This is a genomic window from Kaistia nematophila (genome assembly GCF_026343855.1).
GTDB classification, from domain to species: domain Bacteria; phylum Pseudomonadota; class Alphaproteobacteria; order Rhizobiales; family Kaistiaceae; genus Kaistia; species Kaistia nematophila.
On the sequence record NZ_JAPKNK010000002.1, the window covers coordinates 641,196 to 657,528 of the forward strand.

Annotated in this window: 17 protein-coding genes; 8 read left to right on the forward strand and 9 right to left on the reverse strand. The window is 62.8% G+C overall.

Annotation, left to right across the window (positions count from 1 at the left end; genetic code table 11):
* Window positions 1-604: 604 nt before the first annotated feature.
* Entirely contained in the window at window positions 605-1,873 is a 1,269-nt protein-coding gene (locus tag OSH07_RS07285; protein WP_266337948.1) for a porin, read from the forward strand.
* A 72-nt stretch (window positions 1,874-1,945) separates the two neighbouring features.
* Here the strand turns inward: OSH07_RS07285 and OSH07_RS07290 are convergent, their stop codons facing one another.
* Entirely contained in the window at window positions 1,946-2,254 is a 309-nt protein-coding gene (locus OSH07_RS07290; protein WP_266337949.1) for a hypothetical protein, read from the reverse strand.
* Window positions 2,255-2,516: 262 nt separating this feature from the next.
* Between OSH07_RS07290 and OSH07_RS07295 the strand changes: the two genes are divergently transcribed.
* A complete protein-coding gene (locus tag OSH07_RS07295; RefSeq protein ID WP_266337950.1) occupies window positions 2,517-2,774 on the forward strand; it encodes a YjhX family toxin in 258 nt (85 codons plus the stop codon).
* Between the two features lie 43 nt (window positions 2,775-2,817).
* Here OSH07_RS07295 and OSH07_RS07300 read toward each other — a convergent pair whose 3' ends face one another.
* The 3 genes from OSH07_RS07300 to gatC form a co-directional block, all read right to left on the reverse strand.
* Entirely contained in the window at window positions 2,818-3,168 is a 351-nt protein-coding gene (locus tag OSH07_RS07300; RefSeq protein ID WP_266337951.1) for a chorismate mutase, read from the reverse strand.
* A complete protein-coding gene (gene gatA / locus OSH07_RS07305) occupies window positions 3,131-4,612 on the reverse strand; it encodes an Asp-tRNA(Asn)/Glu-tRNA(Gln) amidotransferase subunit GatA (protein ID WP_266337952.1) in 1,482 nt (493 codons plus the stop codon). Before gatA ends, OSH07_RS07300 begins: the two co-directional genes overlap by 38 nt.
* A gap of 98 nt (window positions 4,613-4,710) precedes the next feature.
* Window positions 4,711-4,998 (reverse strand): Asp-tRNA(Asn)/Glu-tRNA(Gln) amidotransferase subunit GatC, encoded by a 288-nt coding sequence (gene gatC / locus OSH07_RS07310; protein ID WP_266337953.1) that lies wholly within the window; start codon window positions 4,996-4,998, stop codon window positions 4,711-4,713.
* Between the two features lie 212 nt (window positions 4,999-5,210).
* On the opposite strand from gatC, the gene OSH07_RS07315 reads away from it, so the two are divergent.
* The 4 genes from OSH07_RS07315 (at window position 5,211) to pgm (ending at window position 9,251) form a co-directional block, all read left to right on the forward strand.
* A complete protein-coding gene (locus OSH07_RS07315; RefSeq protein WP_266337954.1) occupies window positions 5,211-6,488 on the forward strand; it encodes a DNA polymerase IV in 1,278 nt (425 codons plus the stop codon).
* An 87-nt stretch (window positions 6,489-6,575) separates the two neighbouring features.
* Window positions 6,576-7,040 carry a DUF1801 domain-containing protein gene (locus tag OSH07_RS07320; RefSeq protein ID WP_266337955.1) on the forward strand — a complete coding sequence of 155 codons (465 nt, stop codon included), beginning with the start codon at window positions 6,576-6,578 and terminating at the stop codon, window positions 7,038-7,040.
* Window positions 7,041-7,053: 13 nt separating this feature from the next.
* Window positions 7,054-7,476 (forward strand): DUF1801 domain-containing protein, encoded by a 423-nt coding sequence (locus OSH07_RS07325; RefSeq protein ID WP_266337956.1) that lies wholly within the window; start codon window positions 7,054-7,056, stop codon window positions 7,474-7,476.
* A gap of 119 nt (window positions 7,477-7,595) precedes the next feature.
* Window positions 7,596-9,251 (forward strand): phosphoglucomutase (alpha-D-glucose-1,6-bisphosphate-dependent), encoded by a 1,656-nt coding sequence (gene pgm, locus OSH07_RS07330; RefSeq protein WP_266337957.1) that lies wholly within the window; start codon window positions 7,596-7,598, stop codon window positions 9,249-9,251.
* A 178-nt stretch (window positions 9,252-9,429) separates the two neighbouring features.
* Here the strand turns inward: pgm and OSH07_RS07335 are convergent, their stop codons facing one another.
* The 5 genes from OSH07_RS07335 to OSH07_RS07355 form a co-directional block, all read right to left on the reverse strand.
* Complete coding sequence (locus tag OSH07_RS07335; RefSeq protein ID WP_266337958.1) at window positions 9,430-9,918, reverse strand: hypothetical protein; 489 nt, start codon at window positions 9,916-9,918, stop codon at window positions 9,430-9,432.
* 57 nt (window positions 9,919-9,975) lie between these two features.
* A complete protein-coding gene (locus OSH07_RS07340; protein WP_266337959.1) occupies window positions 9,976-10,422 on the reverse strand; it encodes a hypothetical protein in 447 nt (148 codons plus the stop codon).
* A complete protein-coding gene (locus OSH07_RS07345) occupies window positions 10,409-12,751 on the reverse strand; it encodes a hypothetical protein (protein ID WP_266337960.1) in 2,343 nt (780 codons plus the stop codon). The genes OSH07_RS07340 and OSH07_RS07345 overlap by 14 nt, the downstream gene beginning before the upstream one ends.
* Before the next feature lie 602 nt (window positions 12,752-13,353).
* Window positions 13,354-13,857, reverse strand: a complete 504-nt coding sequence (locus OSH07_RS07350; RefSeq protein WP_266337961.1) for a hypothetical protein — start codon at window positions 13,855-13,857, stop codon at window positions 13,354-13,356.
* A gap of 10 nt (window positions 13,858-13,867) precedes the next feature.
* A complete protein-coding gene (locus tag OSH07_RS07355; RefSeq protein ID WP_266337962.1) occupies window positions 13,868-14,194 on the reverse strand; it encodes a YcgJ family protein in 327 nt (108 codons plus the stop codon).
* Between the two features lie 233 nt (window positions 14,195-14,427).
* Here OSH07_RS07355 and ada point away from each other — a divergent pair, with 233 nt between their 5' ends.
* Both ada and OSH07_RS07365 read left to right on the forward strand, forming a co-directional pair.
* Window positions 14,428-15,591, forward strand: a complete 1,164-nt coding sequence (gene ada, locus OSH07_RS07360) for a bifunctional DNA-binding transcriptional regulator/O6-methylguanine-DNA methyltransferase Ada (protein ID WP_266337963.1) — start codon at window positions 14,428-14,430, stop codon at window positions 15,589-15,591.
* Window positions 15,588-16,331 carry a 2OG-Fe(II) oxygenase gene (locus OSH07_RS07365; RefSeq protein ID WP_266337964.1) on the forward strand — a complete coding sequence of 248 codons (744 nt, stop codon included), beginning with the start codon at window positions 15,588-15,590 and terminating at the stop codon, window positions 16,329-16,331. Before ada ends, OSH07_RS07365 begins: the two co-directional genes overlap by 4 nt.
* Window positions 16,332-16,333: the final 2 nt, after the last annotated feature.

A 16,333-nucleotide genomic window follows, 5' to 3' on the forward strand; every position in this document is an offset into this window, starting at 1 on the left:
CTACGACACCGATCGAGCCGAAATCGGGGCCTCTATTGCGATGCAATACGATTGTCTCGACTACACAACCCCATGGGATAGCGACGGTTTCCTGAGAGGGGCGCGAGCGCCTCTACGTCACCTGCGAGAGGACGAGCGATCCGCCGATTCGTATTTCGTCATCCGCCAGAATGAAAATATCCGGTGATAGCGGCAGAAGCTTCTCAACATTACCTTGACTATGACATCAGCTCTCGAACATCGATTGAGTCACGGCCTGATTTTTAGATTTATCCGGATATACTTATAATACATAATTGTGACAAGCCGGCAAATTACAATAACACCTAGCGCAATTAAGCCACTAGTGAAATTCATAAACCTGTAATACTTCAAATTCTGATCATTTTACATTGCAGCTTCCGACCGACCGACTAGGTTGCCGGTGCCTGCCGCGAGGGGTCGCAGCGGGCACCGCACGCAGTGTCCCGAACAGGGATGCGCGGCGGCCAACACGAAACGGGGGTCTGGGGCGCATTGCTGTCGCGACGAGCTGATCTGCGGGTCAGCCTGGGGCCGGAGCGGCTGCGCATTTTACCCTCCCACACTTTTTGGAAGGTCAGAAATGACGTTTAAGTCTCTTATTCTCGGCTCCGCGGCCGCGATGATGGTTGCCGGCGCCGCCAATGCTGCGGATCTCACCGTTGCCGAGCCGGTCGACTACGTGAAGGTCTGCGACGCCTTCGGCAAGGGCTTCTTCTACTCGCCCGGCACCGATACCTGCATCAAGGTCGGCGGCTACGTGAAGTTCGTCACCTCGTTCGGCGACAACGACTACAGCCCCTTCAACAAGCTCTACCGCGACAGCAACTGGAACAACTTCTACACGGAAGCCTCGATCCAGCTGACCGGCTCGACCATCACCGAGTACGGCAACCTCACCGGCTGGATCGACATGCGCGCCAAGACCGGCAACGAGCCGGGCACCGGCACGCTCGCCGACCTGGTCAACGCTTCGACCAACTCGGCCTATGTCGACACCGCCTGGCTTCAGTTCGGCCCGATCAAGGCCGGTCGCTTCGACTCGCTGTTCGATTTCGGCCAGGGCTTCGACGACACCGGCATGTTCGCGTCGGACACCAAGACCGACCACATCGAACTGACCTATTCGGTGAACGGTTTCGGCCTCTCGCTGTCGCTGGAAGACCCGCGTGACCGCGGCGGCGCCGGCTATGTCGACGGCCTCTACGACGTCAACAACAACCTGATCGCCAGCGGCGGCCAGGACAACATCCCCGACATCATCGGCGCCGTGACCTACGCCTCGGGCATCTTCAAGACGAAGGTTGCCGCGGCTTACGTCAAGCATGCCATCGACATCTCGGGCGCCGGCACCCCGTCCAACCCGTATGTCTTCGAAGACAAGAGCGGCTTCGCCGTCGGCGGCATCGTCGAGCTGGCGCTCGACAGCTTCTCGAAGGGCGACAAGTTCCAGATCTCGGCCAGCTACGCCCAGAACGCCAACTCGTTCACCGGCATCACCGGCGGCACCTCGGTGTCGAACCTGTCCGGCTCGCTGACCGGCATGTCGGCGCTCGACTTCGTCCCCGGCGACAGCTGGAGCGGCTTCGTCTCCTACAAGCACGTCTGGTCGGATCGCGTCTGGACGTCGCTTTCGGGCGGCTACGCCAAGTTCGAAGGCACCGCCGACTACGCCGCCTGGAACGACCGCGAGTTCGACGCCTGGCGCGTCGGTTCGACCACGAACTTCACGCCGGTCAAGGGTCTCGACTTCCTGGTCGACGTCTTCTACAGCTCCGTCTCCTCCGACACCTCCAAGGTCAAGGACGGCGACGCCTGGCAGTCGGTTCTCTGGCTGAAGCGTTCCTGGTAATCGATTTGGCTCCAGGCCAAGAGGCCCGGAACCCGAACCCGGCGGAGCGATCCGCCGGGTTTTTCATTGTCTTCAATCGCGCAGAAGGGCGACGACGATCGCCTCGCGCTCCAGAGCAACGTCGCCCTCGCCCGCCGCCCGGCCGGCCCGGCCATACCAGTAGCGCGCATTCCAGAGATCGCCCTCGATGCGATGAACATGCGCGTGGACCCAGGCGCCGGCGCGACTCTCGTCGTCCTGCACCAGAGCGTGCGCGGCGTCCCACTCTCCCTTTTCCAGATGCCAGAGCGCCTGAAGCGGGCCGGAGAGCGCAGATGGCGGCGCGGCATTCCCGAGCGTCGCACGAAAATCCGCCAGCGATCCGATTGGCGTCTGATCCATCTCTTCCTCCCGATGGCGTCGCCGTAAGGCAACGATGGGGTTCCTTCGGCATCCGTTTGCAACCTAGCATGCCAAACCGGCTTGCCCGCGCCAACGGATACCGCTAGAAAACCGGCGTCTCAGGAGTTTGGATGTCGACTACCTCGCAGTCCCGGTGATCCCCTGCCCCCGTTAGGCAGGGTCTGAAGCCCTCGCGCCATCGGCGCGCGGCCCGCGGAATCGCGGCTTCGATCACCCGACTACTTCTGAACGAAATCCCACCATGAATGTCTCGAAGGTCGAGCAGCGCATCCTGCATGCGCTCGCTCAGGGCGGCGTCATCCGCCATCACAAGGACGATTCCGGCCGCATCATCGCGGCCGACTGTGCAACCCGCGACGGCTGGATCCTGACGGATTGCTCGCTCGATCTGTTCCTGCGCCTGAAGCGGCGACGCCTGATCGCGTCGCAAAACGGCGCGCCCTATCGCATCACGCGGGCGGGCCTGGACGCAGTTCGCGCCCAGCTGGACAACCGCTGAAGAAAAAGGCCGGCGGACCTGGTGGTCCGCCGGCCTTCTTGCCTCACTGCCCGAGGCGGGCGGCGATGGTGCGCCGCTCGAATTCGATGTTCCATTCGATCAGCCTGCGCCAGAGATCGCGCGCCAGTTGCTCATCGAGACCGGCTTTGCTGGCCGCGACGGCCACCCGGTCGAGCACTTCATCGACCCGCTCGGGCACCAGCGCCTCGTCCGGCGAAGACTTGATCTCCGCCATCCGTTGCACATAGCCGAAGCGTTCGGCCAGCAGCGCGACCAGATCGGCATCCAGCCGGTCGATCTCGGAGCGGATATGCGCCTTGGTCGTGCAGTCGGCCGGCTTGCGGATGGTCACGGCCTCACCACCACTTCGACGGCGTGAACGTGCCGGCCGCATCCTCGATCACCTGCCCGAGGCGGAACAGCGTCTCCTCCTCGAACGGCCGGCCGATCAGCTGCAGGCCGAGCGGCAGCTTCGACTTGTCGAGGCCGGCCGGAACGGCGAGGCCCGGCAGGCCCGCCATGTTCACCGTCACGGTGAAGACGTCGTTCAGGTACATCTCGACCGGCGAGGCAAGCGCCATTTCCTCGAGGCCGAAGGCGGCCGAAGGGGTCGCGGGCGTCAGCACGGCGTCGACACCGGCGGCAAACGCCAGGTCGAAATCGCGCTTGATCAGGGTGCGGATGCGCTGAGCGCGGACGTAGTAGGCGTCGTAGTAGCCGGCCGACAACACATAGGTGCCGATCAGGATGCGGCGCTTCACCTCGCGGCCGAAGCCGGCGGAACGGGTGTTCTCGTACATCGAGGCGATGTCCTCGCCCGGCACGCGCAGGCCATAGCGAACACCGTCATAGCGGGCGAGATTGGACGAGGCCTCGGCCGGCGCCACGATGTAATAGGCCGGGAGCGCGTATTTCGTGTGCGGCAGCGAGATGTCAACGATCTCGGCGCCGGCCTCCTTCAGCCAGGCGATGCCCTGCTGCCAAAGCGCGTCGATCTCGGCCGACATGCCATCGAGCCGGTATTCGCGCGGAATGCCGATGCGGAGGCCCTTCACCGACTGGCCGACCGCGCCCTCATAGTCGCCGACCGGAACGTCGACCGAGGTGGTGTCCTTGGCGTCGACCGAGGCCATCGACTTCAGCAGGATGGCGGCGTCGCGCACGGTGCGGGCGATCGGGCCGGCCTGGTCGAGCGACGAAGCGAAGGCGACGGTGCCCCAGCGCGAGCAGCGGCCATAGGTCGGCTTGATGCCGACCGTGCCCGTGAAGGCGGCCGGCTGGCGGATCGAACCGCCGGTGTCGGTCGCGGTCGCGCCGGCGCAGAGGCGCGCGGCGACGGCGGCGGCCGAGCCGCCCGACGAACCGCCCGGCACCAGCGGGGCGTTGGAGCCCTCGCGGCGCCACGGATTGACGACCGGGCCGTAATAGGAGGTCTCGTTCGACGAGCCCATGGCGAACTCGTCCATGTTGAGCTTGCCGAGCATGACCGCGCCGTCGTTCCAGAGATTGGCCGTGACGGTCGATTCATAGGTGGGCTTGAACTTGTCGAGGATGTGCGACGCCGCCTGGGTATGCACGCCCTCGGTCGCAAACAGGTCCTTGACGCCGATCGGCACGCCTTCGAGCGCCTTCGCCTCGCCCTTCGCCAGCCGCTCGTCGGAAGCGGCGGCCATCGAGAGCGCCTGCTCCGGGGTCTCGACGATATAGGCATTGAGCGAACGGGCCGCCTCCATCGAGGCGAGATAGGCCTTGGTCAGCTCGGTGGCGGAAAAGGCCTTGTTCGACAGGCCATCGCGGATTTCGGCAATGGTCAGGCTGGTCAGATCGGTCGAGGACATCGGCATCTCGAAATTGGGGAAGCGGAGACGGTGAGCGGCGTCACCGGGATGAGGGCGCGCGCGCCCTCTTCGGAAAACTCGGAGCCCGGCTCAGGCCGTCACTCGACGACCTTCGGCACGACGAAGAAATCATCGTCAGAGACCGGCGCATTGGCGACCACGCGCTCGGCATAGAAGCCGTCGGTGACGACGTCGGCGCGCTTCTTCATCGTCTGCGCGACGACCGAGGTCAGCGGCTCGACGCCCTCGACATCGACCTCGTTCAACTGCTCGGCGAAACCGAGAATGGCGTTGATCTCGCCCTGGAAGGACGCGGCCTCTTCCTCGGTGACAGCGATCCGGGCGAGATGAGCGACCCGCTTGACGGTGGCGATGTCGACGGACATGGCGAGAACCCTTTGGCAAGAGCCGTTGGCAGAACCGGTCGAGCGACCCGGCTACGGCGAAAATGATCCGCTCGCTATATCACCCGCCCTTGCCGCATCGCAACTGAACAGGCCGAAACCGAAGCGGATTGCCGATCGGCGGAACGATTTGCGGCGATGCGGACGGGAGGCTAGTTTGCCCGTTCGCGGCATCGCGCCGCCGCCGGGCCGTCATGTCGATCTCCGCCGCCTCCCTCGCCGGCTTCTGCCGCGACTGCCTGACACCCGCTTCCGGCGCGCGTTGCCGCGCCTGCGGCAGCCCGCGCATCGCCTCGCATCCCGAACTGGGCTCGCTCGCCATCGCCCATGTCGATTGCGACGCCTTCTACGCCTCGATCGAGAAACGCGACGATCCTGATCTCGCCGACCTCCCCGTCATCATCGGCGGCCGCAAGCGCGGCGTCGTCTCGACGGCCTGCTACATCGCCCGCATCCATGGCGTCCGCTCCGCCATGCCGATGTTCAAGGCGCTCGAGCTGTGTCCGGAGGCCGTCGTGATTCGGCCGAACATGGAGAAATACGTCGCCGTTGGGCAACAGATCCGCACCCTGATGCAGGAACTGACGCCGCTGGTCGAGCCGATCTCGATCGACGAGGCCTTCCTCGATCTCTCCGGCACCGAGCGGCTGCATGGTGCCGTCCCGGCGCTGACAATCGCCCGCTTCGCCCGCCGTGTCGAACAGGAGATCGGCATCACCATCTCGGTCGGCCTCTCCTTCAACAAGTTCCTGGCCAAGCTCGCCTCCGACCTCGACAAGCCGCGCGGCTTTTCCGTCATTGGCCGCGCCGAGGCGCAGACCTTCCTCGCCGACAAGCCGGTCAGCATGATCTGGGGAGTCGGCAAGGCGCTGGAGGCGAAGCTGGCCGAGCAGGGCATCAAGACGATCGGCCAGCTGCAGCGAATGGAGGAAAGCGACCTCGCCAGGCGCTATGGCGTCATGGGGCTGCGGCTCGCCCGCCTCGCCCGCGCCGACGACCGCCGCACCGTCGAGCCGCGCCACGAGGCGAAGTCGATCGGCGCCGAGACCACCTTCGACCATGACCGCGCCGACCTCGCGAGCCTCCGGCCGATCCTGCGCCGGCTGGCGGAAAAGGTCTCCGCCCGGCTGAAACGGGCCGAGCTCGCCGCCTCCAACGTCACGCTCAAGCTGAAATCGGCCGATTTCAAGCTGCGCACCCGCTCGCGCCAGCTCGCCGACCCGACCCGCCTCGCCGACCGCATCTTCAGAACCGCCGAGCAGATGCTGGCGCATGAGACCGACGGCACGACTTATCGGCTGATCGGCGTCCAGGTCTCCGATTTCTCCGATCCGCAGCTGGCCGACCCCGACGACCTCGTCGATCCCGCCGCCGCCAAGCGTGCGAAGGCCGAGGAAGCGATCGATAAGGTCCGCGGCAAGTTCGGCAAGGCCGCCGTCGAACACGGCCTCACCTTCCGCAAGCCGGAATAGCCCCCCGCCCCGCCTTGGTCATGTCACGCCCCGCCGCTATGCTTCCCGGCAAGTGCTGGGTGGAACAGCCAGATCGGGAGGAAAACCATGGCCGGAAAGCCGGCGAAACAGCCCGCCAAGGCGAAATCCGCGACAAAAGCGGATCCGTCGCCGCCAAAACTCCTCGCCGGCGGCAATCCGCAGATCGCCAAGGGTTTTGGCGACGAGCCGGTGCAGGCCTATATCGCCGCGATGCCGGCGTGGAAGCATGACGTCGGCAAGCGGCTGGACGCCATCATCACCCGCGCCGTGCCGGATGTGCGCAAGGCGGTCAAATGGAACTCGCCGCTCTATGGCGCCGACGAGGACGGCTGGTTCCTCGGTCTTCACTGCATGACCAAATACGTCAAGGTCGCCTTCTTTCGCGGCGCCGCGCTCGATCCGCCGCCGCCCGGCGCCTCGAAGCAGGAGCATGTGCGCTATCTCGACGTCCATGCGGACAGGCCGTTCGACGAGGCCCGGTTCGAGGACTGGGTGAAGCAGGCGAGCCGCCTGCCCGGCGAGAGGATGTGAAGGGGCACCCATCATGACAGCAGCCGAAGAGGCAACCGAGGTCAGCGCCTCCGAGACCATTGACGCCAAGATCCGCGAACTGGCCGACTGGCGCGGCGAGACGCTGGCCCGCGTCCGCAAGTGGATCCACGAGGCCGATCCGGACGTGGTCGAGGAAGTTAAATGGCGCGGCGTGCCGGTCTGGTCGCATGACGGCATCCTCTGCACCGGCGAGACCTACAAGAAGGCGGTCAAGCTGACCTTCGCGCATGGCGCCGCGCTCGACGATCCCGCAGGCCTGTTCAATGCGAGCCTCGAGGGCAACACCCGCCGCGCGCTCGACATTCCCGAAGGCGCGCCGCTGGACGAGACCGCCTTCAAGGCGCTGATCCAGGCCGCCGTGGCGCTCAACCAGTCGCTCGCCGCCAGGCGGCGAAAGCCGAAAAGCCAATCGTAAACCAAGCGGCGCGGCTTTCCCCGCCCGCGTCGCGGGCCAGCCAAAACGCATATTGCCCGCGCCCGCGCCGCCCCTCATGATCGCCCAACATCAGCCCCGTGGAATCGCAGAGAAAACACATGTCGGAAGCAACGCTCCACCCTCTCGCCGGCAAGCCGGTTCCGCGCTCGGCCCTGACCAACATCCCGCGGCTGATGACCGCCTATTTCACGCTGCAACCCGACCCGGCGATCCCGACCCAGAAGGTCGCCTTCGGCACGTCCGGACATCGCGGCTCGGCCTTCGCCTCCGCCTTCAACGAATGGCACATCCTGGCGATCACCCAGGCCGTCTGCCTGTATCGCCAACACGCCGGCATCACCGGCCCGCTCTTCATCGGCATGGATTCCCACGCGCTCTCGGAAGCCGCGCTTGCCTCGGCGATCGAGGTGCTCGCCGCCAATGGCGTCGTGACCATGGTCGACGAGCATCTCGGCTACACGCCGACGCCGGTCATCTCGCACGCGATCCTCACCTACAATCGCGGCCGCACCGAAGGCCTCGCCGACGGCATCGTGATCAGCCCGTCGCACAATCCGCCCGATGACGGCGGCTTCAAGTACAACCCGACCAATGGCGGCCCGGCCGATGTCGACGTCACCTCCTGGATCGGCAAGGCGGCGAACGAGTTCCTGGCGGCCAAGCTTGCCGGCGTGAAGCGCCTGCCCTTCGCCCGGGCGCGCAAGGAAGCCTGCATCCGCTCCTATGACTACATCACCCCCTATGTCGCCGATCTCGACAGGGTCATCGACATGGACGCGATCCGCGCGGCCGGCGTGAAGATCGGCATCGACCCGCTCGGCGGCGCCGCCGTGCGCTACTGGCAGCCGATGATCGAGCGCTACAAGCTCGACGCCACGGTGGTGAACGACATCGTCGACCCGACCTTCTCCTTCATGACGGCGGACTGGGACGGCAAGATCCGCATGGACTGCTCGTCGCCCTACGCCATGGCGCCGCTGATCGCGCTGGCGGACAAATTCGACATCGCCTTTGCCAACGACACCGACGCCGACCGCCACGGCATCGTCACGCCCTCGGGCGGGCTGATGAACCCCAACCAGTTCCTCGCCGCCTCGATCGCCTATCTCTGCACCCATCGGCCGGACTGGAAGGCTTCGAGCGCCTTCGGCAAGACGGCCGTCTCCAGCGGCATGATCGATCGCGTCGTGGCGAAGATGGGCCGCAAGCTGGTCGAGGTGCCGGTCGGCTTCAAATGGTTCAGCGCCGGGCTGATCGACGGCTCGCTCGCCTTTGGCGGCGAGGAAAGCGCCGGCGCCTCGTTCCTGCGCCGCGACGGCGAGGTCTGGACCACAGACAAGGACGGCCTGATCATGGGCCTGCTGGCGGCCGAGATCACCGCCGTCACCGGCAGCGACCCGAACCAGCTCTACCAGTCGGTCACCGCCGATCTCGGCAAATCCTATTATGCGCGCATCGACGCCCCGGCGACCACGGAGCAGAAGGCGATCCTCGGCAAGCTCGACCCGTCAAAGATCTCGGCCGACGAACTGGCGGGCGAGAAGGTGACGGCGCGCCTGACCCGCGCGCCGGGCAACGACGCCTCGATCGGCGGCATCAAGGTGGTGGCGGAAAACGGCTGGTTCGCCGCCCGCCCCTCCGGCACGGAAGAAGTCTACAAGATCTACGCCGAGAGTTTTCTCAGCGCCGACCATTTGGCGCAGATCCAGGCGGACGCAAGGGCCGTGGTGGCGAAGGTGTTCGAGGGGGGATGAGGAAATCTGGTGCGAACCCGCCGCGTTCGTATCGACAACTGACGAGGACTGCCGTTCATCACAAAACGGCAACTCACGACCCGGTAGTCGCCGTCAGGGAAGTCTCCCGCGCCGCCACGAAGCCTGCTGTTCATCGGGCTTATAGAATGCTGCGATGCGGCGACCTAACACGGCCACTTCATCGCCCGAAGCAATAGTCAATGATTTCGGTGAAGCTCGCTTCTTCTCGGGTCAGTCTTGCTTCCAGTTCGTTGAGGTGTGCGACGCTGGGCAGCTTATCTGTTCTAGATATTTGTACGGAAAAATTGGCGTTGTAGCCCTTGCCCACCCTTGTGAGCCCTGCACTGAGCTGGCTCAGAATATCGTCTCTTAGCACAAGTTGGTTGCGCCGGAATCGGATCAACCGGTGACAATCGAAAAAATCGGAGCGCTTGGAAGAGTCGTACTTTCTGCCGTTCCAACCGGTGGCTCGCGTGGAGCGGTACAGAGCACGCTCTTGCGTATCTCGCCAAACGCTGAAATCAAAATGGTTGGTGGGGTTTGGATTCTCGTGCGAGGCCTGAGGTTGAAAGTCGACTACCCCAAACTGATGCTTGTCTAAGACAGCTAAAGTCCTGTTCTGTTTAGGACGCATGCGCCTGATTGCTTTGGGCATAACAAAGCGCATCACTTTGTCTGAATCGAGAATACGTATCTCTCTGGGAACCTCTTCGTCGTCACGATCTCAATGTCGTTCGGTGCGTCTTGGTACCCACTGAATTTGCGTGCCAAAGAGATGCACAACGCCACTCGAGCCGAACGAAGCTATGTGAATGTCACCACTTTCGGCGACATCCTTCAGGGAATAGTGGACTACACCGAACCAGACAAGCGATTGGGCAATGTCCTCTACCCACTCACAAACTGCTTCATCGGCAAGATGCGATCCGTAGCCGGTATGAACATTAGAGAGCAATCGCTTGGTTAGCTCTTCGTCATTCGAAGAAATGTCAAACAATCTTCCTCTATGTCGGTCGGCGTAGTTGAAAATTCTGGCGAAGTCCTCTTCAAACATTCGCCGATTAAATCCATCCCCCTCTGGTTCCACTTTGCAAAATAGCCGATCAAGAAACCCAGGATGAGCGCTGTCAGAGTGGTAGCGGCGCAGTGGTTCTGCCTTAAATATCTTCACGCGCAAACTCTTCAGGTTTATTATGCAATCGGCGAGCAAGATCAGTGATCTGATGATCTATATCAATGTCCGCGAATTCATTATCCAACAAAATATGCGCCGCAAAAAACAGATGAGACGCTTCAGAATGCGAGTTTAGGAATTCCCTCACGATCTTGTTCGGGTGCTTCTGCCGTCGCGTCATCCCCATTCGGTCCCCAAACCCGTCATGTCGCGCACGCTGTTCGAATGATATTTTCCAGTTGATCCTTATCAATCCACGCGGGGACGCACTCATACTAAAGTTGTGCGGATCAGAGAGCAGTAACATTCTTTTAAGATGCAGTTTCTTGTCCGTGACTTGCCCGATCCAGGCATCGAACCTGGCCAGCGCCGCGTCCGACAATTTCTCGTTGTCGAAGTATGCTCCGTAGAGAATCGCAAATCCTAAGACCGACGCCAAATCGTTGATCACAGTTGAAATGAGATGAAGCCGGAACTCGTCATTAATGTCGAGCAGTGGGTCCGCAAATTTTGAGTCCGACGCCAAAAAAGCAAGAGCCATAAACATCGGGAGAATTTTCTGAAGCTTATATTCGTCGTTTTGCTCAAGAGAACTAATACATGCTTCAGCTAGCTCAAAGTAAATCTGCCCAAAGTGATCTGGAATCTCTTCGTTGTGTTTTGGTTCGAAGATGTGTGCTACCGTCGCTCCGCTGCCGAGCGTTGCAAGTGCGACGTCTCGCGACGCTGCAATTTGCTTGGACATTGCGGTAACGTCGATGGTTGGTAGCAAGTATTGTGCTTCCGTGTAGTGACCGAACTCACGATATCGATCAATCAGCTTGGTCATGTCCTCGAGCCAACGTGAAAGTTTCCAGTGGCCATGCAAGCTTGCAAGGACGACTTGCGTAGCGGCCTCAGACATTTTCAGCTCTATCAATGTGGCCACGAACTCTGGAACCAACTTTTGGTAAAAGTCGCACACCTCCCGCAGGATTTTCGCATAGTGGTGCAAAAGTTTCTGGACCGCCAACTGCTGCACGTATTTTGGCTTGGAAAGACGATGCCCTTCTATCTGTCGCTCAAACTCAATGCGTTCAACGATGAATGCGAGTTCAATTTGTAGAAAAGCGGGTAAAGCACTTAGAGAATCGTTGCTCCAATCATCCGCATCGAAGAATCGCTTCAACTCCACCTCGAATGTAAAAATTCGACGAAGAGCTTCAAAGCATAGATTACTCCCCAACGCAGCCCATGCGTCAGCTATAGAGATCCTTGTCACTGCTAAATTTCTTCGTATCGAGACGCCTTCTGTCGCCAAATCTTGTTCAATGATCTCTTTAAATCTTTTGAGTTCCTGCATACCGAGATCGAACTGGAATTGTGTCGCATACGCAGAAGCTCGGGTCGAAAAGCGACCGAGGAGTTTCAATGCAAGGTCGAAGTTTCCGACCTTGAACGCAAGCTCGATGTGGCCTGCAAGCCGGTCGACGATCTCGTTTTCGAGCCACTGGTGGTCGGCTTTTTCCTCTACCAGCATTTGCTGACTGCTCGTTCGCAGCGCCATAGACGTCGCGGTGTCCCCAGCGAAGAACCATTGCTTGTGCTTGCTACGCCTCGGGAACCAGTAGCTGTCTCGGTCAATTTTATGTTTTTGCTGAAGATAGTGCAGAAGCAAAGCAGTATGGTCGCCGGTCAACGCGGGTAAGTTTTCCTCCAAACTGTCTTCGTTAGCCTTTATCCGGTCATCAATGTACGAGAGTTGTTCAAGAACATGTCGCGCAACCGTTGAATGATGGTTGGCCAACGAGATCGAATTTTTCCGGCTCGCAGCACCTTCGATGTGACGCACAATGCTGGGGAGTATTTCGCTGCGAACAAGTACATTGAGATTAAAGAAATTGAACAATCTCTGGCCCAACGGAAACAAGGCGAGAGAGCTCAACAACGTCAAAACTGTTCCGACGCTGTAGACAAACAGCCCGGGCACAAATCCAAATGAGGGCAAAGCCGTCGCTGCCAAACAGAACATCGCGGCAGCCACTAGGACCCGCGAATAGACACTGCCCACCTGCTCATTGGTAAGCATGTGGATGATGTCGCGGCGAAGTCGCGTGTAGCCAGCACCTAAGATAATGCCAATCGTAGCAAAGTATATTGAGAAAATTGTCGTAAGAAGCTGCGCGTACATTCGCAGTTGTTCAATATTGAATGATACTTCATCGACAGTCAGCGGTGAAAGCCAAGAATGATTATCTCTTGCATAGTTCTCTGCATAAATTAGCACCGCCAATCCCAAAACGATCCAGAATAGGCTCTTCACGCCGACCCAGGCGAAAGAGCCCAAGATGCGAGCGTTTACCTTTGCTACGGTTGCTGAGGCGCTCCTCCTATAGGCGAGACTCTCGAACACAAACCGGATCTTTCCAAGCCCCGCTCGGAATCTCCAAAACCAAGGCTTTGCACCCAACCATATATTCAGCCGATCAATCAAAGGGCGCGCTCTCATTGTTCCACGCAAAACAAGTAGCTGCATCTAATCATATTTACCGCATTCTCGGATCACGAATTCTCCGTCGACATTGCAGACCCTGTAGGTGACCACCTGGCACGTAGATGCCAACTTCTCGGCCTGCGCTTCTGCTGTGCTGAATCAGTGGCGAAGGTGGGCTTTCTACTCTTTCTGCACCTATGGGCCAGCCATAGCCATCATTCGCTGCTTTCGGGTCAGTGCGTGTCCTTCAAACGGCAGAGATTGAGGCGTTGCTGTCAAACTGCAGCGGCACCCGAAATGCCCGCGCTTCCAACCACGTCGCCAAAAGCGATCGAGCAGAAGACCACCAGAGAAGTCTTACACTGAACTCATCCAGTCACAGGTTGCTGTGAGACGTGGGACCTAGATCAAGGCGGCGCCCTACCGGACGCCGCCCCGCTCCTCGCCCAAATACCTTACTCCAGAAACACCGGCGTGCCGTCCGGCTCCGCCTTCAGCTTGGCGGCGGAGGCGCAGAAGTCGACCTTGTCGCCGTGGGCTTCGGCGATGAACAGGCCGTAGCGCGCGCCGAAGGCGACGAGGATCGCCGTTTTCCGCGCTTCGGCGTCGTCATCCGAAAGCTGCTTGTCGCCGCTCGCGATCACGTCGCCGATCGCCTTGCCGAAGGCTTCCTTGGCGAGGGCGTGGCCGTCGCAGACGCGGACCGCCGCCGCCTGGAAGGCGAGGTTGTTCAGCGCCGCGAACTGCGCATCGGCGAGGATGGCGCCCTCGGTCTCGAGAAAATCGGCCCAGGCGGCGTCGGCGCGGTCATTGTCGGCGTCGGGCGCGGGGGCCGTGGCGCCGGCCGGCGGCTGCGGCGCGATGTTGGCCGTCTCGGCGTTGGCCGAGGCGAGCGGGCCGCCGAAAAGGGTTGCGAAAGCGGCGGCGGCGAGCGCGGCGCGGATCGACGTTGCGAACATGATCTTCCCCTCAGCGGCCATAGACGCGCCAGGTCCAGTTGCCACTATAGGCGCCGCCATTGTTGTAGCAGGCGCGCTGTTCCGGATAGCAGATGACGCCGCCGGCCGGCGAGAACGGCGCCGGCGGACGATAGCTCGGCGGCGGCGGCGCGCCATAGATGTCGTTGTTGCGGTTGGCGCTGTCGGCAATCGCCGCGCCGACCGCGAGGCCGGCAATGCCGCCGATGATCGCCGCCGCGTTCTGGCCGTTCTTGGCGTAACTGGCCCCGCCTTGCGCCAGCAGCAGCGCCGGCGCCAGCAGCGCCGCGGCCGCGCAATTTCGAATCGTGTGGTTCATGTCCGCCCCCCAGGCTCCCGGCCTGTATTGAACAGCTCCGCGCCGCAGCGGTCAATTGACGAGGACCGACCCTGCAACCGGGGATTTCAGGCGGGCGAATGCCCGGGATCCGCGCCCTCCCCGCCACGTCGCGCTGGCGCTCCTGTCGCGGAAATTCGAAAGCAAGCGCCGGAGTGCGGGCCTGCCGGCCGGGGCCTACCTAGAGGGCACGATCCATGCGAAGGATGAATGTCATGGCCCAAGCGCTGCACGAGAACGCCCTGCCCCCGAACGCCCCGGCCCGCAACGCCACCGGAGCCGGGACCGAGACCAAGGCTGAAACCAAGGCCGGCCGCGCCGCCGCCGCGGCCCGCGCCGTCGAGCGCGACCCGCGCTGGCAGAAGGTGGTTGCGCGCGACCGCGCGGCGGATGGCGATTTCGTCTATGCGGTCCGGACGACCGGCGTCTATTGCCGACCCTCCTGCGCGGCGCGGCCGGCGAAGCCAGAAAACGTCGCCTTCTTCGCCGGTCCGGCCGAGGCGGAGGCGGCCGGGTTCCGCGCCTGCCGCCGCTGCACGCCGAACGCCGCCTCGCTCGCCGAGCAGCATGCGGCGACGGTGGCGAAGGCCTGCCGGGCGATCGAGACGGCCGAGGCGATGCCGTCGCTGAAGGCGCTCGCCGGCTCGGTCGGCATGAGCCCCTATCACTTCCACCGTGTCTTCAAGGCCGTGACCGGGCTGACGCCCAAGGCCTATGCGACCGCGCATCGGGATTCGCGCGCCAAGACGGAGCTCGCCCGCGCCGGCAGCGTCACCGAGGCGATCTATGATGCCGGCTTCCATTCGAGCGGCCGCTTCTATGCGACCTCGAACGCCGTGCTCGGCATGACGCCGACGGCCTATCGCGCCGGCGGGGTGGATACCGACATCCGCTTCGCGCTGGCGCAATGCTCGCTCGGCGCCATCCTGGTCGCGGCAAGCGACAGGGGCATCTGCGCCATCTCGCTCGGCGACGACCCGGACGCGCTGGCGCGCGAGCTGCAGGACCGCTTTCCGAACGCCAATCTGATCGGCGGCGACGCGGAATTCGAAGCCCTGGTGGCGCGGGTGGTCGGCTTCGTCGAGGCGCCGCAGCTCGGCCTCGACCTGCCGCTCGACGTGCGCGGCACGGCGTTCCAGCAGCGCGTCTGGCAGGCGCTGCGCGCGATCCCGGCCGGCGAGACGGCGAGCTATCGCGACATCGCCGAGCGGATCGGCGCGCCGACCGCCATGCGCGCCGTGGCGGGCGCCTGCGCCGCCAACGCCATCGCCGTGGCGATCCCCTGCCACCGGGTCGTCCGCAACGACGGCGCGCTTTCCGGCTATCGCTGGGGCGTCGAGCGCAAGCGCGCGCTGCTCGAGAAGGAGGCGCAGGCATGAACGCCGCCGCGCCCCGCCTGACCGGCATCGCCGACGCGGCCGAGACCCGCGTCGGCGGCCATGATTGGCAACGCCTCGCCGCCGATCTCGACGGCTACGGCAATGCCGTGCTGGAGGGCCTGCTTTCGGCGGAAGAGTGTCGGACGATCGCCGCGCTCTATGACGAGGAGGCGCATTTTCGCAGCCATATCCACATGGCGCGGCACGGCTTCGGCCGGGGCGAATATCGCTATTTCCGCTATCCGCTGCCGGATCTGGTGGCGAGCCTGCGCACCGCGCTCTATCCAAGGCTGGCGTCGGTCGCGAACGACTGGAACGCGCGGATGGGCGAGGACGCCCGCTATCCGGCGGAACATGCCGACTATCTCGCGCTCTGCCACGCCGCCGGGCAGGTTCGGCCGACGCCGCTGCTGCTTCGCTATGGGCCCGGCGATTTCAACTGCCTGCACCAGGATCTCTATGGCGACCTCGCCTTCCCGCTGCAGGTGGCGATCCTGCTTTCCGAGCCGGGCGCGGATTTTTCCGGCGGCGAGTTCGTGCTGACCGAGCAGCGGCCGCGCATGCAGAGCCGGGCCGAGGTGGTGCCGCTCCGCCAGGGCGACGCCGTCGCCTTCGCCGTGCACAACCGCCCGGTCCAGGGGACGAAGGGCAGCTACCGCGTCAACCTCCGCCATGGCGTCAGCCGCGTCCGCTCCGGCCGCCGACACACGCTTGGGCTCATCTTCCACGATGCGAGCTGAGC